Here is a 15,619-nt window from a genome sequence, read left to right as displayed (position 1 = left end):
AAGCCCCCATTGGTTAATGGAGGCTTAAAGTTTGACTATCTAATCAATAACATTTCACGATATTTTGGTAAAGGCCACTCATCATCATCAACGATGAGTTCTAATTTGTCAACACAGTAACGTATTTCTTCAAAATACTCTTTTACTTTAGTGCTGTACAATCTTGCTCTTTCTACTGAATCATCAATGTTATTTGCCTCTTTTCTTGCTTCGGTCATTTCATCAACTAAATTGGTAATTTTTGACGTATAAATTGAAATTTTCTTAATGATTTCAACGGTTGGAGCAAAATATTGTGGGTCAATACCAATCTCTTGTTGACCACGCACGTTATCAACCAATTGAGTTTGATATTTTAAAGAGGTTGAAACAATATGATTAATTGCTAAATCTCCAATTACACGAGATTCAATTTGAATTTTTTTGATATAGTTTTCAATTTCAATTTCAAAACGAGCGTGCATTTCTACTTCATTAAAAATACCATGTTTCGAAAACAATTCAATAGCAGACGGGTCTAAATATTTGGCTAAAGCCTCTGGCGTTGTTTTCAAGTTTGATAAACCACGAGATTCTGCTTCAGCAACCCATTCGTCAGAATATCCATTTCCTTCAAAAAGGATTTTCTTAGATTGTTTTACATATTTTTTAAGCACTTCAACAATTGCCAATTCTTTTTTAACACCTTTTTCAAGATATACATCAACTTCTTCTCTAAACTTAAATAATTGATTGGCAACAATTGTATTCAAAATCGTCATTGGCGTTGCAGAATTTGCAGATGAACCAACAGCACGGAATTCAAATTTATTTCCTGTAAATGCAAAAGGAGAAGTTCTGTTTCTATCTGTATTATCCAAAAGAAGTGCTGGAATTTTATTAATTCCTAAACGTAAATAAACGTTATCTCCCTTTTCTAATTTAATATCATTCATTTCTGAAAGATTCTCCAAATCATTCAAAACTCTTGCCATTTCAGTACCGATAAAAATAGATACAATAGCAGGAGGAGCTTCGTTTGCTCCTAAACGGTGTTCGTTACCCGCAGATGCAATTGATGCTCTTAATAAATCTGCATGGTCATGAACCGCCTTGATAGTATTAACAAAGAATGTTAAGAAACGTAAATTTTCTTTTGGTTTTGTTGAAGGACCTAAAAGGTTTATTCCAGTATCAGTAGCTAAAGCCCAGTTATTGTGTTTTCCAGAACCGTTAATACCTGCAAATGGTTTTTCATGGAATAAAACTCGCATTTTATGTTTTGCGGCTACTTTATTCATCAAATCCATCAATAAAGCATTATGGTCGCAAGCTAAATTTGCTTCTTCAAATGTTGGAGCAACTTCAAATTGTGCTGGAGCTACTTCATTATGGCGAGTACGAACTGGCATTCCTAATTTTAAGGCTTCCAATTCAAAATCTACCATAAAAGCATTTACTCTTGAAGGAATCGAACCAAAATAATGGTCTTCTAATTGTTGTCCTTTGGCTGGTGAATGTCCAAAAACTGTTCTACCCGACATCAATAAATCTGGACGAGCATTATATAATGCTTCATCAATCAAAAAATATTCTTGTTCTGCTCCTAAAGTTGCGGTAACTTTTGAAACCTCTCTACTGAAGTATTCATTCATTACTTTCGTAGCAGCCTTATCAATTAATTCTCCTGATTTCAATAAAGGAGTTTTATAATCTAAAGCCTCGCCTGTGTATGAAACAAAAACCGATGGAATACATAAAGTAGCAGTTCCCGCCAAGTTTTCCATAATAAAAGCAGGAGACGACGGGTCCCAAGCAGTATATCCACGTGCTTCAAAAGTAGAACGAATTCCTCCGTTTGGAAAAGAAGAAGCATCTGGCTCTTGTTGTACTAAAGCTGAACCTTTAAATTTCTCCATTGCTTTTCCTTTATTAGTAATATCAAAAAAGGCATCGTGTTTTTCAGCGGTTGTACCAGTAAGCGGTTGAAACCAGTGTGTATAATGAGTAGCACCTTTTGTTAATGCCCATGACTTCATTGCTGCGGCAACTTCGTCAGCTGCCTCTCTATCTATCTTTTTCCCATCTTCAATAGCATTCGTGATTTTCAAATAGGCTTCAGGACTTAACAGTGAACGCATCACTTCATCGTTAAATGTATTACTTCCGTAATAATCTGTAACTTTTTCGGTTGGCACTTTCACGACGATAGGTTGTCGTGTCTGAGCCAATTCAAGGGCTTTAAATCTTGCAATAGCCATACTTTATTTATTTTGTTATTTATAGTTTTCAAACTTGATGATAAAAGTAAAAGAAAAATCTATTTATCGTAATTGGAATGCAATTTTTTATTAAAAAATATAATTTTCACACTTTTTTATGTCTCCTTGCTCAGACTTCAAATATTACAATTTTGATTTTAATTTAACATAGCAAGAAATAATTTAACTATTTCAAGAATAGTATATTTTATTCTGCATTTTACTTGTTTTACAATATAATCTATTGTAAATTTGAGTATAGCAAAATTTAATTACTGTCTAATTAAAAAGATTAAACATTGATTAATTAGAATAATTCAAAATCACTATAAAAAGAGTCATTCGTTGAAAAATTTGATAAAAATTTAATATTTCTTGTGTTTTTTCAATTTTCACGTTTACTTTTGTATCAGAAATTCAAAAAAATAACCGAATAAATAAAAATCCAATTACAAAATCATGTCAAAAGCTAAACTTGAATACATTTGGCTCGATGGTTATAAACCAACACAAAGCCTTCGTAGTAAAACTAAAATCGAAAACAATTTTAGTGGAAAATTAGAAGACTGTGATATCTGGTCTTTCGATGGTTCTTCAACTCAACAAGCTCCAGGTGGCTCTTCTGACTGTCAATTGAAACCAGTTTACATTTGTAAGGATCCAGAACGTTCTTTATTAGGAACACCTTCTTACCTTGTAATGTGTGAAGTTTTAGATTCAGATGGTAATCCACACGAATCAAACGGACGTGCTACAATTGAAGATGATGATAACGATTTCTGGTTTGGATTTGAACAAGAGTATTTCTTGTATGATTTGAAAACTAATCTTCCATTAGGCTTCCCTGCAAACGGATATCCAGCACCACAAGGACAATACTATTGTTCAGTTGGAGCGAAAAACGCTTATGGTCGTCATATCATCGAAGAACACTTAGAATACTGTTTACAAGCTGGCTTGAACGTTGAAGGTATCAACGCTGAAGTTGCTGCTGGTCAGTGGGAATTCCAATGTTTTGCTAAAGGTGCAAAACAAGCTGGTGATGAAATCTGGGTTGCAAGATATTTATTAGAAAGAATTTGTGAAAAACACGGTGTTTGGGTTAACTACCACTGTAAGCCACTTGGCGATACTGACTGGAATGGTTCAGGTATGCACGCAAACTTCTCTAACACTGCATTGAGAACTGCTGGTAACAAAGAAACTTATGACATTATTTGTCAAGCTTTCGAACCTTTCGTTAAAGAACACATCGAAGTTTACGGAGCTGATAACCACTTACGTTTAACTGGTAAGCACGAAACACAATCAATCGATCAATTCTCTTACGGAGTTTCTGACCGTGGTGCTTCAATCCGTATTCCTATTGCTGCTGTGCAAAAAGGATGGAAAGGATGGTTGGAAGACCGTCGTCCAAACTCGGCTGCTGACCCTTATAAAGTTGCTGCTCGTATCATCAAAACTGTTAAAACTGCTAAAGTTTAGTTTTTTTGATTCAAAATATAGAAAGCCCGTCTTTGAAGACGGGCTTTTTTTGTTGTGCTTAAATCCTTCCGTATCTTTGCAAAATGAAAAAGGTAGCATTTTATACATTAGGCTGTAAACTTAATTACTCAGAAACTTCAACTATCTCAAGAATGTTTGAATCGAAGGGGTATGAGAAAGTTGAATTCAACCAAAAGCCAGATATTTTTATCGTTAATACCTGTTCGGTAACAGAAAACGCTGATAAAAAGTGTAAGAAAATAGTAAAAGAGGCAAATAAAATTAATCCTGATGGTTATGTAGCAATTATTGGTTGTTATGCACAATTAAAACCACAGGAAATTGCAGATATTGAAGGTGTAGATGCAGTTTTGGGTGCGGCAGAGAAATTTCAATTGATAGATTTATTAGATGGATTCGTAAAAGAACCTTCGAATAAAACGGCTAAAATATATAACCAAAATATTGAAGAAGCGATTGATTATCATACTTCATATTCTTTAAATGACCGTACTCGTACATTTTTGAAAGTACAAGACGGTTGCGATTATCCTTGTGCATATTGTACCATTCCGCTCGCACGTGGAGCAAGTCGTTCTGATAGTATTGAAAATGTATTGAAAGCTGCCAGAGAAATCGCTGAAAGTGGTGTGAAAGAAATTGTGCTGACAGGCGTAAATATAGGTGATTTTGGTTTAAAAAATGGCAAAAGAGAAGAAACGTTCTTTGATTTGGTCAAAGCTCTGGATGAAGTGGAAGGCATTGAAAGATTTAGGATTTCATCAATCGAGCCAAATTTATTGACCGATGAAATTATTGAGTTTGTAGCACAATCGAAACGATTTGTTCCACATTTTCATATTCCTTTACAATCGGGTTCAAATAAGATTTTGGGGTTAATGAAAAGACGTTACAAAAGAGAATTGTACGTTGATAGAGTTAATAAAATAAAAACCTTAATGCCAGATTGTTGCATAGGAGTTGATGTTATTGTAGGTCATGCGGGTGAAACAGAAGATGATTTCATTGAAACTTATAATTTCTTAAATGAATTAAATATCAGCTATTTACACGTTTTTACTTATTCAGAAAGAGAAAATACAACTGCCATAAACATCAAACCAGTTGTACCGATGAACAAAAGGTCTGAAAGGTCAAAAATGTTACATATTCTATCTGATAAAAAACGTCGATATTTTTATGAACAACAAATAGGTAAAACTTTCAGCGTGCTTTTTGAAGAAGATATTGAAAATGGCATGATGCAAGGTTTTACAGAAAATTATGTACGAGTGACTGCAAAATATGACCCGCTATTAATCAATGAAATCAAACAGGTGGCTCTGGTTTCAATAAATGACAATATGATAGTTGAAGTGGAAGAAGCAGAAGTTTTTGAAACGCACTAAAAACGAAAAAAGGCTATCCCAATTGGGTCAGCCTTTTTTTATAACAAAACAAAACCACAAGAATTGACCTGTGGTTCGATAAAGTTAAAACTTAAATTTTAGATAACTATAAGGGTTTACCACTGAAATTAAGATTTCTCGGTAAAATATAGTTAAAAATAAAATATATCCTATCAAATTAGTATATTATTCCATTTTCGTCAATAATAGTTGTAAATAAAATTGAACTCGTCTATCAATTCAATTTATAAACCAAGCCATTGATTTTTAAAATTTCTTCTAAAAATTCATTTGAAGGAGAAATTTTCCCTTTTCTGGACATCATGGTAACCTCAACTCTCTCATCAGGGTCATAAACGGATACGGTCAAACTGCAAGTCCCATGATTTTTTGAAACCGCTTGATTTAATTGATTTATCACCTCCTCATTTATCATTTGTAACCCAAGCGTAATTTTCAATTCTTTAGCAAACTGATTTCTAATTTCGGAAAGTAAACGAACACTGGCAGGTTTAAACTCCCATTCGTCTGGTCGTCCCCATTTATTTTTGATGACGCCTTTAATATACAAGAAACGGTCTGGTGCTATATATTTGGCAAGATTCACGAAATCCTCGCCAAAGAGGGCAAATTCATAATTTCCGCTATAATCTTCTAAAGTAAAAAGCATAAACGGATTTCCATTCTTTGAAAATCTTTCAATGGCTTTGGTAACGATTCCTCCGACCGCAACTTCCTTTCCTCTAAAAATAGGTTCCATCACACGGTCGAGGGTACATGAACAAAAGCTATCTAACTCTAAACGATATTCGTCCAAAGGGTGACCAGAAATATAAATTCCGACCACATCTTTCTCGAATTTCAGTTTTTCCATTTGTCCCCATTTCTCAATATTTGGGATTTTTGGGGTAGCAATTGCTCCTCCTCCACCGTCGCCCATCATTCCAAATAAAGAAGCCTGTGCAGAAGCGGCATCTTCAACTGCTTTATTGGCATAACGGATTAATTTTTCAATAAAATTAGAACCTTCTACATCTTCAAAATAAATGGCACGGTGTAATCCGTTTATTTCTTCAAAACAGTCAAAACCACCTGCATACGCTAAACTTTCAATCGTTTTCTTATTTACAGTTCTAAGATTTACTCTTTTTACAAAATCATAAATATCTTTATAAGGTCCATTTTTATCTCTTTCCTCAATGATACTTTCTACGGCAGCATCGCCCGTTCCTTTGATGGCAGCTAATCCAAAACGAATTTCTCCTTTTTTATTTACGGCAAATGAACGGTAAGATTCATTTACATCTGGCCCTAAAACGGGTAATCCCATTCTACGACATTCTTCCATAAAGAAGGTAATCTTTTCAATCTGTCCAAGCGAGTTAGACATTACCGCCGCCATATATTCAGACGGATAATGTGCTTTTAAATAACCCGTATGATATGCCACAAAGGCGTAGCAAGTTGAGTGAGATTTGTTGAAAGCATATTGTGCAAATGCCTCCCAGTCAGTCCAAACTTTATTTAACTTATCTTCTGGATGTCCTTTTTCCTTCGCTCCTTCCACAAACTTACTTTTCATTTTATCAAGTGTGTAGCGGTCTTTTTTACCCATTGCTTTACGAAGTACGTCGGCATCTCCTTTCGAGAAGCCTGCAATTTTTTGGGATAAAAGCATTACCTGCTCTTGATAAACCGTAATTCCATAAGTATCAGCCAGATATTCTTCCATCTCTGGTAAATCGTAAACAATTTCTTCACGACCATGCTTACGGGCAATAAAGTTTGGAATGTAAGCAATTGGCCCTGGACGGTAAAGTGCGTTCATGGCAATTAAATCCGAAAACTGGTCAGGTTTAAGGTCGAGGAGGTGTTTTTGCATACCGCCCGATTCAAATTGGAAAGTTGCGTTAGTTTCTCCTCTCTGATAAAGTTCATAGGTTTTTTTATCATCTAATGGCAAAGTATCCAAATCAATATCAATACCATGATTTTGCTTAATTAATCGAATAGCTTCTTTGAGAATTGAAAGCGTTTTCAATCCTAAAAAGTCCATTTTAATTACGCCAGCATCCTCAATGATTTTTCCTTCAAATTGTGTAATTAATAGGTTTACCTCTTTTGAAGTAGCTACGGGTAAAATATCCGATAAATCTTTGGGAGCAATGATAATACCTGCCGCATGAATCCCTGTGCCACGTACAGAACCCTCTAAAATTAATGCTTCTTCTAAAACTCTTGAACGCAAAGAACCTTCACGGCGAATATCTCTCAGTTTTTTAATATTTTCGAGGTCTTCCGCCTGTAATCCCTCTTTTTCAGCTAATGAACTCGCTCCTGTCATCGGTGCATTCATTACCCTATTTAAGTTTGTTCCGGGTTTATCAGGCACTAACTTTGCTAATTCGTTAGATTCATTCAAAGGTAAATCCATCACACGAGCAACGTCTTTGATAGACATTTTGGCTGCCATTGTACCATAAGTTACAATGTGAGCCACCTGCTGTTTACCATATTTTTCTACCACATAATCAATTACCTTTTGGCGACCTTCATCGTCAAAGTCGGTATCAATATCGGGCATTGATTTACGGTCTGGATTAAGGAAACGTTCAAAAAGTAAATTATACTTAATAGGGTCAATATTTGTAATACCAATACAATACGCCACCACTGAACCCGCAGCCGAACCACGCCCCGGCCCTACATAAACGCCAATTTCTTTCCCTTTGTTGATAAAATCTTGAACAATAAGAAAGTAGCCTGCAAATCCCATCGTCCGAATTGTGTGCAATTCAAAACCGATTCGCTCTTTAACTTCTGGTAATTCCCAATTATCTCCGTAACGTTTTCTTGCACCTTCCCAAGTAATATGTTCAAGGTAAATATCCTGTGTAGCAAACTCTTTGGGTATTTCATAATTGGGCAACATAATGTCCTGCTTTAATTTCAGGGTATCAATTTTGCCTACAATTTCATTCGTATTATCAATCGCTTCTGGAACATGGCTCCAGAGTTTTGTCATTTCTGCGGTATTCTTGAAATAAAATTCATCATTATAAAAAGCAAAACGTTTTCCTTTGGTTGATGTTCCTGCATCATCGTCAATGTCTTTATACGTTGGTGTTGCTTGTTTTTCACCCGTGTTTATGCAAAGCAAAATATCGTGTGCATTGGCATCTTTTTGGTCAAGATAATGTGCATCATTTGAAGCAATTACTTTTACATTATACTTTTTGGCAAAACGTAACAAAACCTCATTACACTTCAATTGGTCAGGAATTTGGTGATTTTGCACCTCCACATAATAGTCCTCCCCGAACAAATCTAACCACCATTTGAATTCTTTTTCAGCGGCTTCTTCCCCATCTCTTAAAATAGCTTGAGGCACAGCTGCACCCAAACAACAAGTGGTGGCGATAAGACCTTTATGGTACTTTAAAATTAATTCTTTATCAATACGTGGATATTTACCGTAAAGTCCTTCAATGTATCCTAAAGAACACATTTTTACTAAATTAGCATAACCTTCCGCATTTTTAGCGAGCATTAATTGGTGATAACGTTTATCTTTTTGTTCTTTCGAGAATTGACGTTTATGACGGTCTTCAACGACATAAAACTCGCAACCAACAATGGGTTTTACGCCTTCATGTTTACCAGCTTCTGCCACAAATTGGAACGCTCCAAACATATTTCCGTGGTCAGTAATGGCAACCGCAGGCATATTATCAGCTTTTGCTTTGGCAAAAAGTCCAGAAATTTTTGAAGCTCCATCAAGAAGTGAATATTGTGTATGACAGTGTAAGTGGGAAAATTGCATTGAGTAAGGGAATTAATTTTATTACAAAGTAAACAAAAAAAGCGACTGATTAGGTCGCTTGGCGTGTTAAAGATTATTTTCTTTCCATTTTCACATATCTTTGAGCTTCTGGATGATACCAAACCCAAAAATCATTAAAAAGTGGGATTATCTGCTTATTCTGAATCATCATTAGATTTATAGGGTCTGATTCAGTAGTATTTATAAAGTAATTTACAATTTTCTTAGTTTCTGCATCGAATAGAAAAGCATAGGAAGTAGTACCTGTTGCAAAGTAGGTTTGATAACCTGAATCTGCCTGAGAACTTAAAGCCCCAATTAATCCTCCAATTGCTCCAAATCCTACCCAAAAAGCTTGTCTTTGATTATTTTTTTGAACTTGAGCTTGTCTTTTTATTTCATCTTTCTGAGTTCTGGTAAACCCGTTATTGACTATACAAAGTGCATATCTAAGATTATTTGATTTTATGACATTAGCCATAAAATCATAGACCCTCATTCTTTCAAGGAATTCCTTCATTTTAGGTTTGCCATATGAGTTATACGGATTTTGTGATTTTATGAAGGTAAAATAGTATTGAATATCTTTTAAAAAGATATTCATTGAAGTTGAATCTAGCTGTATCTTTTTTGATGGTAAATTTATTAGTCTAAATAAACTATCTAATGACTGCTCTGTAATGTTATTTGTAATTGAATTCGTCTCATTAATTAATTCTTGACTTACTTTTTCATCATCAACTTTTAAAATATTTATAGAGCTAATAATAGGCAAAATCCCAATTGTGTTAATCTCTTTAGCTTTGACATTAACTATTTTATTAGCATTTTGCCCTAAACAAATATTAGAAAATAGATAAGTAATGAGAACATAAACGTAATTTTTCATGATATAAGTATTAATTTTAAAATGTAGTTTTATGGTAAGTAAGGGGTAGATTTAGTATCTTCATAAACATGGTTATCAATTGCTTATGAAAATCCTAAATCCTAATCCCTACTTATTTACTTTGCTGTTATCGTCACTAAATCGGGCAAAGCATAAGATACTCCATCTAAAAGAACAGTTAATGTCCAACGATAGGGAGCAGGAAATGTAGTTTCGATTTTATATTTAATTTCAGTTCCTTCAGCATTCAAAACGGCATCTTTCAATTGAGTTGTGCTACCCAATTGTGGCTGAAATCTAATCTGAACCTTTGTAGCTTTTATGTTATTACCTGTAATAATTAAGTCTTGTCCTCTAATATATGCCAAAACCGTCATTCTATCGATGATAATTTGTGTACCTATTCCTGTAATTTTCAAATCTAAAGTACGATATTTTACTTGTCTTCCATTTACATCAACGGTTATCGAATATAACCCAACTGGAACATCATGCGGAATCTGAACTTTTGCTTGGGTTGTGGTTAAACTCACATTTGACAAATCATACGTTTTACCTGTCAATTTAGAAGTTAAAAAGAATTTTGTAATGGCACCTGTACGAGTCAAATTCTTTCCATAGATAAAGAATGAATCTGTCGTTTTCGCTGAAATCGTTTCAATTCCTGTAATTTCTGGGTCAGTTGTCAGAGCAACCTCAACCGTTACTTCAAAAGCTCTTTTGGTACAATCTGCCGCCGTAACCATATATGTTACAGGTTTAGTAAAATTTTGAGCCACTAATGACTGAGGAAAAGACGTTGCCTGAGAAGAAACAGTAAGTGTAGGAATTAACGCCGTAACTTTTGTACCAACTGGCACACGCACTTTTACTTTTCTGGTAGAAGTATCAATATCTCCATCTGCAACAGGATTAAAATCAAGAAACTTAAAACTTAGTAATTGTTTTTGTGAGCTTTGAGGAACTTTCAATTCTGGTAATTCCGAAGAACAACTTGATAAATAAACTAAAGAAGGCAAAATAAATAAAAATGCGTGTAAATATTTTTTCATAGCAAATTAGTGGAAATGTAAATTTAGTTTTTCTATAAATCAATTTCAGGTTCTTGATGTTCAAAAAATACGTAATTTAAAAAGTCTAAAAAGGGTTTCAATGTTCTACAAACTTCTGTTACTTTTTTTACAAAATCAGGAGAACAAACTTCTTCTTTGGTGAATTTATGCCAATAAAACATTTGTTTTTTACGCAATAATTCAATTTCTGGATGTTCTTTGGAATAGCCTTTTGGGGCAGATTTTACAGCTTCTCCCTCTGCTTCACCAAAAACTCTTACAAAATCTGGATTGTAAATAATATCTTTTAATTCTTTAGCATTATAATCAATTTCTTGACGAAGCTTTGCTAATTGCTCAGGCGTTGGCGAATACATTCCTCCACCTAAAAAAGACTCTCCTTCTTGAATATGTAGATAATAATCCATTTTACCAGACTTTCTACCTCCTTCTGAAAAACTGGCAGAAAGCCATGTTTTATAAGGGTCTTTATTCAGTGAAAATCTTACATCACGAGCAATTCTGTAATTACAATCTTTTACTTGTACGCCCGTCATGTTTTCAAATTCGCCGATAGAAACAATTAACGCTTTGATGGTTTCTTCAAAATTTGCTTTTACAGTATCGTATCTCTTCTTATTGGCATGAAACCACTCACGATTATTATTATTTTTAAGGTCTTGTAAATATTCAAAGGTATTATTGGTAATTGACATGATGAGGTTGATAATTAGACAATTAAAGGATTAATATGGTTGCTTTTAAAATCAAAGATAATGATTTACACAAATATCCTCATGCTTGATTTGATGGATTGGTAGTTTTTTGTGAATTTTGCAGATACAAAACTTATAAAAACTACGAACATTTCGTTCGTGCTTCAAAAAATGCGAATTCTAACAGGCATACAAGCATCAGGCAGACCACACTTAGGCAATATCCTTGGTGCGATAAAACCCGCTATTCAACTTTCGAAAAATCCTAACAATGAATCATTTTTATTCATTGCAGATTTACATACGCTAACTTCTTTGAAAGACGGCAAACAACTACGTGAAAATACGTATGCCATTGCAGCAGCATGGTTAGCTTGCGGATTTGATGCCGATAAAAACTTTTTTTACCGTCAATCAAAATTGGCAGGTTATCATACAGAATTGATGTGGTATTTGAATTGCTTTACTCCATTTCCAATGTTAGCAAATGCTCATAGTTTTAAAGATAAATCTGAAAAATTGGCAGACGTAAACGCAGGACTTTTCACGTATCCTGTTTTACAAGCGGCAGATATTATGTTGTATGATGCTCATTTGGTGCCAGTTGGAAAAGACCAAAGACAACATTTGGAAATGACTCGTGATTTGGGAGGAGCATTTAATCGTCAGTATGGAGAAGACACGCTAATTCTTCCAGAAGCAAAAATTGATGAGTCTGTGATGACAATTCCTGGAATTGATGGACAAAAAATGAGTAAGTCGCTGAATAATTACATTGATATTTTCTTGAATGAGAAGGATTTATTGAAAGTTGTTAAAAAAGTGGTAACTGATGCTACTCCTTTAGAAGACCCAAAAAATCCAGATACGGACAATGTTTTCAAATTGTATTCATTAGTTGCTAATCCAGACGAAATTGCAGAGATGCGTCAGAATTATTTGGCTGGCGGTTACGGTTATGGACACGCAAAAAATGCTCTTCATACAGTTTTAGTTCGTGAGTTTGCGGAGGAAAGAGAGAAATTTGATTATTATATGAATCATATTGAAGAGTTAGAAGAAAAACTACAAGCAGGAGAAGCAAAAGCAGAAGTTATTGCCAAAGCCACAATGGAAAGAGTACGAAACCGTATGAACTTATAATTAGCGAATAACAATTCTGTGATTTTCAATATCTTAAAGTAAAAACTTTGTATATGCGTTTAAATGAACTTGATACACAAGCATTTTTGTGGCTAAATTCTCATCATAATGAAAGTTTTGATAAAATCATGGCTTTTGTTTCGGGCAAAAATGAGTGGATTCCTTTGTATGTACTCATTATAGGAAGTATTATCTGGAAATATCGACAACAAGCTATTGGAATACTTTTATCAATAATTATGAGCGTAGTAATTTCTGATAGAATTTGTTCAGGAATTCTTAAACCATTGGTACAACGCTTAAGACCTTGCCATGAATCTGCCATTCAGCAATTAGTTCATGTTGTGGGCGACTGTGGCGGGCAATTTGGCTTTTGCTCATCTCATGCGGCCAATTCGTTTACCTTAGCAACCAGTCTTTTTCTATTATTTGGTAAGCAAATTCCATCACTCAAATATTTTTATTTATGGGCAATAATTGTTTCATATAGTCGTATTTACGTGGGCGTACATTATCCACTCGATGTACTTACAGGTGCAGGAATTGGCGTTTTAGCAGCAATATTTTGTAATATAGTGTACAATAAATATAAGCATTTTTCATTTTCTAAATAGAAAGTTTTAAAACAATAGCTCTTTGATTTATGAAATTTCCAAAAATATTTTTATTACTTTTTATATTTTCAAGCTTTTTCTCGTTTACTGATGATTCTGAAAAAATCGTTGGAATTTGGTTTACAGAAGGTAAAGGCTCAAAAATTCAGATATATAAAGTTGAGAAAGAATATTTTGGGAAAATCATTTGGATAGCTCCTAATGCTAAAAAAGAAGATTTGAAAGTAAAACCAACTGTCGGTTATCAGATATTTAAAAAATTTACTTACGAAGAGAAAAACCTTTGGACAGGCGGACAGGTTAGCGACCCAAGAAGTGGCATGACCGTTTCTGGCAAAATGACTTTAAAAGATGAGAAAACGTTAAGTGTGAGAGGTTTTGTGGGTTCACCAATGTTTGGGAAAACAGTTATTTTAACTCGTGCAGAGTAATTTGTAACACAGACTTCAGTCTGTGTAAAATCATACAGACTGAAGTCTGTGTTACGAATTACAAACTCAACAGAAACGCCATTGTATCTACGCCATCTGCATAATCCCAGAGTTTAGGTTTTTGGGCATCTCCAAAATTAAAACTTCCTTCAAACCATCCATTTTTTGAAACAACACATTGAATTTTGTCTATTTGAGACGAAATAATATTTTTCAAATCTTCTTGACTTTCATAGTTTTCGTAAAAAACAACAGAAATTGGTGATACCAAGGCATCATTTGGGGTTAATATCAAAAATCCATTATCATAATGATGAATTTGATTTACCAAATAAATTGACTTGTTGTAATCGTAATTGTTTTTGTACTTATTATGATAAAAAATATCCCCTAAAGATTCTATTGAATCGTAAAATTTGGTAAAATCATAATCCGCAGGTACGTACATTTTAGAAATATTCCGACATCCTAATCCAAAATAATCAGTAATATCTCCTCCTAAATTCAAGAAATCCTCTTCTGTTTCCTCTCCGTTCAGAATGGCAACAGAAGTTCTATTCTGACGAATTATATGTGGTTTATTTCTGAAGTAATATTCAAAATATCGAGCAGAATTATCTGAACCTGTGGCAATTAGAGCATCTACTTCATTCATTTTATCCGCTAATCTGATTTCTAAATTTGGCTCAATTTCTAACAATTTTTCAATGAGAGCCAACATCAAATAAGAATCCTGAGAACTTACTTTTGCTACACATACATGACCCGATAAAATAATAGTCAGCAAATCATGAAAACCAACCGCAGGAATATTTCCAGCCATAATAACGCCAACACTATTGATAGTTTTAGGAGTATCAGGAATCTCATAAAGGTCAGTCCATTGCGTTAACAATTCTTCAGTCAAAAAGTATTCAGAGATACTTTTTAGGGCTTTAAAAGTATTTTCAACTGTAAACCAATTATTTTGATGTGAAGCCTTATCCGCCCAAAGTTCAATTTCACTTCGATTATTTTCGTCTCTCAAAAATCGTCCTAATTCAGCAAATGCCTTGATTCTCGCTTGTAATGTCATGTTTTATCAATTTTTCTGCAATTTACTCAAAACTTATCAAATAAATATTTTACAATAGTCTCGTAGGTTTATAGGCTATTCAAAATTTACCTATTAAATTTGCTTAGAATTTGAGTTTTAGCATTCGCTACCAATAATATAATCATAAAAAAGGCAAAACGATATTTACGCTAAAATTCATAAACTTTAATAATATGGCAATTATCATCACAGAAGAATGTATAAACTGCGGGGCTTGTGAACCAGAATGCCCTAATACCGCTATTTATGAAGGTGGCGTAGAATGGACATGGTCAGGCGGTACAAAATTAATTGATGTAGAATTAGAAGACGGTTCCGTAATTGGAGGTAAAGACCCAATGACACCAGTTTCAGATGAATTTTATTACATCGTTACCGATAAATGTACCGAATGTATGGGATTTCATGAAGAGCCACAATGTGCAGCAGTTTGTCCAGTAGATTGTTGTGTCCCAGACCCTGACAATGAAGAAGATGAGGAAACTCTTTTAGCAAAAAAAGCTTGGTTACACAATGAATAGTCTATTCATTTAGCAATAGACTTTGATAAAATATAAAAACGCCCTGATTTGGAAACAAGTCAGGGCGTTTTTTTTCATTGAATTTTAAATTATGTAAATTGGAAATTAAGTAGTTAAGCAAAATTAATCGTGTATTTGCTTCCTACATTTTCAAATATATTTATTATTGCTTTTTTAAGCGTATTTGCATCTTCATAATC

The 15,619-nt window shown here is 34.0% G+C and carries 12 protein-coding genes; 6 read left to right on the top strand and 6 right to left on the bottom strand.

Annotated elements, in window-relative coordinates; all coding sequences use genetic code 11:
- Positions 1-35: 35 nt before the first annotated feature.
- Entirely contained in the window at positions 36-2,240 is a 2,205-nt protein-coding gene (locus tag LV89_RS18680; protein ID WP_109744446.1) for a glutamine synthetase III family protein, read from the bottom strand.
- A 459-nt stretch (positions 2,241-2,699) separates the two neighbouring features.
- Here LV89_RS18680 and LV89_RS18675 point away from each other — a divergent pair, with 459 nt between their 5' ends.
- Both LV89_RS18675 and mtaB read left to right on the top strand, forming a co-directional pair.
- Positions 2,700-3,725 (top strand): glutamine synthetase beta-grasp domain-containing protein, encoded by a 1,026-nt coding sequence (locus LV89_RS18675; protein WP_109744445.1) that lies wholly within the window; start codon positions 2,700-2,702, stop codon positions 3,723-3,725.
- Between the two features lie 83 nt (positions 3,726-3,808).
- Positions 3,809-5,134 (top strand): tRNA (N(6)-L-threonylcarbamoyladenosine(37)-C(2))-methylthiotransferase MtaB, encoded by a 1,326-nt coding sequence (gene mtaB / locus LV89_RS18670; protein ID WP_109744444.1) that lies wholly within the window; start codon positions 3,809-3,811, stop codon positions 5,132-5,134.
- A gap of 235 nt (positions 5,135-5,369) precedes the next feature.
- Here the strand turns inward: mtaB and dnaE are convergent, their stop codons facing one another.
- The 4 genes from dnaE to LV89_RS18650 form a co-directional block, all read right to left on the bottom strand.
- Positions 5,370-8,957 (bottom strand): DNA polymerase III subunit alpha, encoded by a 3,588-nt coding sequence (dnaE, locus tag LV89_RS18665; RefSeq protein ID WP_109744443.1) that lies wholly within the window; start codon positions 8,955-8,957, stop codon positions 5,370-5,372.
- 73 nt (positions 8,958-9,030) lie between these two features.
- Positions 9,031-9,846, bottom strand: coding sequence for a hypothetical protein (locus LV89_RS18660; RefSeq protein WP_109744442.1), 816 nt, complete (start codon positions 9,844-9,846; stop codon positions 9,031-9,033).
- 116 nt (positions 9,847-9,962) lie between these two features.
- Entirely contained in the window at positions 9,963-10,898 is a 936-nt protein-coding gene (locus tag LV89_RS18655; protein ID WP_109744441.1) for an SGBP N-terminal domain-containing protein, read from the bottom strand.
- Between the two features lie 32 nt (positions 10,899-10,930).
- Complete coding sequence (locus LV89_RS18650) at positions 10,931-11,614, bottom strand: DUF2461 domain-containing protein (protein ID WP_109744440.1); 684 nt, start codon at positions 11,612-11,614, stop codon at positions 10,931-10,933.
- A 171-nt stretch (positions 11,615-11,785) separates the two neighbouring features.
- Here LV89_RS18650 and trpS point away from each other — a divergent pair, with 171 nt between their 5' ends.
- The 3 genes from trpS to LV89_RS18635 are packed head-to-tail and all read left to right on the top strand — an operon-like array spanning position 11,786 to position 13,802.
- Positions 11,786-12,757 carry a tryptophan--tRNA ligase gene (gene trpS / locus LV89_RS18645; protein ID WP_109744439.1) on the top strand — a complete coding sequence of 324 codons (972 nt, stop codon included), beginning with the start codon at positions 11,786-11,788 and terminating at the stop codon, positions 12,755-12,757.
- Positions 12,758-12,810: 53 nt separating this feature from the next.
- On the top strand, positions 12,811-13,371 hold the full coding sequence (locus tag LV89_RS18640) for a phosphatase PAP2 family protein (RefSeq protein ID WP_109744438.1): 561 nt from the start codon (positions 12,811-12,813) through the stop codon (positions 13,369-13,371).
- Positions 13,372-13,400: 29 nt separating this feature from the next.
- Entirely contained in the window at positions 13,401-13,802 is a 402-nt protein-coding gene (locus LV89_RS18635) for a DUF2147 domain-containing protein (protein WP_109744437.1), read from the top strand.
- A 58-nt stretch (positions 13,803-13,860) separates the two neighbouring features.
- Here LV89_RS18635 and LV89_RS18630 read toward each other — a convergent pair whose 3' ends face one another.
- Positions 13,861-14,877 (bottom strand): acyl-CoA reductase, encoded by a 1,017-nt coding sequence (locus LV89_RS18630; RefSeq protein WP_109744436.1) that lies wholly within the window; start codon positions 14,875-14,877, stop codon positions 13,861-13,863.
- A 194-nt stretch (positions 14,878-15,071) separates the two neighbouring features.
- On the opposite strand from LV89_RS18630, the gene LV89_RS18625 reads away from it, so the two are divergent.
- Positions 15,072-15,419 carry a 4Fe-4S dicluster domain-containing protein gene (locus LV89_RS18625; protein ID WP_109744435.1) on the top strand — a complete coding sequence of 116 codons (348 nt, stop codon included), beginning with the start codon at positions 15,072-15,074 and terminating at the stop codon, positions 15,417-15,419.
- Positions 15,420-15,619 lie beyond the last annotated feature (200 nt).

Source organism: Arcicella aurantiaca (genome assembly GCF_003148625.1).
GTDB classification, from domain to species: domain Bacteria; phylum Bacteroidota; class Bacteroidia; order Cytophagales; family Spirosomataceae; genus Arcicella; species Arcicella aurantiaca.
This window is presented reverse-complemented; position numbering and strand designations above follow the sequence as displayed.

What these genes read in the sequence shown, in the direction of transcription:
- LV89_RS18675 (WP_109744445.1), top strand. Translation starts at nt 2,700, where the DNA reads ATGTCAAAAGCTAAACTTGAATACATTTGGCTCGATGGTTATAAACCA.
- LV89_RS18680 (WP_109744446.1), bottom strand. Translation starts at nt 2,240, where the DNA reads ATGGCTATTGCAAGATTTAAAGCCCTTGAATTGGCTCAGACACGACAA.
- dnaE (WP_109744443.1), bottom strand. Translation starts at nt 8,957, where the DNA reads ATGCAATTTTCCCACTTACACTGTCATACACAATATTCACTTCTTGAT.
- LV89_RS18650 (WP_109744440.1), bottom strand. Translation starts at nt 11,614, where the DNA reads ATGTCAATTACCAATAATACCTTTGAATATTTACAAGACCTTAAAAAT.
- LV89_RS18630 (WP_109744436.1), bottom strand. Translation starts at nt 14,877, where the DNA reads ATGACATTACAAGCGAGAATCAAGGCATTTGCTGAATTAGGACGATTT.
- LV89_RS18625 (WP_109744435.1), top strand. Translation starts at nt 15,072, where the DNA reads ATGGCAATTATCATCACAGAAGAATGTATAAACTGCGGGGCTTGTGAA.
- LV89_RS18655 (WP_109744441.1), bottom strand. Translation starts at nt 10,898, where the DNA reads ATGAAAAAATATTTACACGCATTTTTATTTATTTTGCCTTCTTTAGTT.
- trpS (WP_109744439.1), top strand. Translation starts at nt 11,786, where the DNA reads ATGCGAATTCTAACAGGCATACAAGCATCAGGCAGACCACACTTAGGC.
- LV89_RS18635 (WP_109744437.1), top strand. Translation starts at nt 13,401, where the DNA reads ATGAAATTTCCAAAAATATTTTTATTACTTTTTATATTTTCAAGCTTT.
- LV89_RS18660 (WP_109744442.1), bottom strand. Translation starts at nt 9,846, where the DNA reads ATGAAAAATTACGTTTATGTTCTCATTACTTATCTATTTTCTAATATT.
- mtaB (WP_109744444.1), top strand. Translation starts at nt 3,809, where the DNA reads ATGAAAAAGGTAGCATTTTATACATTAGGCTGTAAACTTAATTACTCA.
- LV89_RS18640 (WP_109744438.1), top strand. Translation starts at nt 12,811, where the DNA reads ATGCGTTTAAATGAACTTGATACACAAGCATTTTTGTGGCTAAATTCT.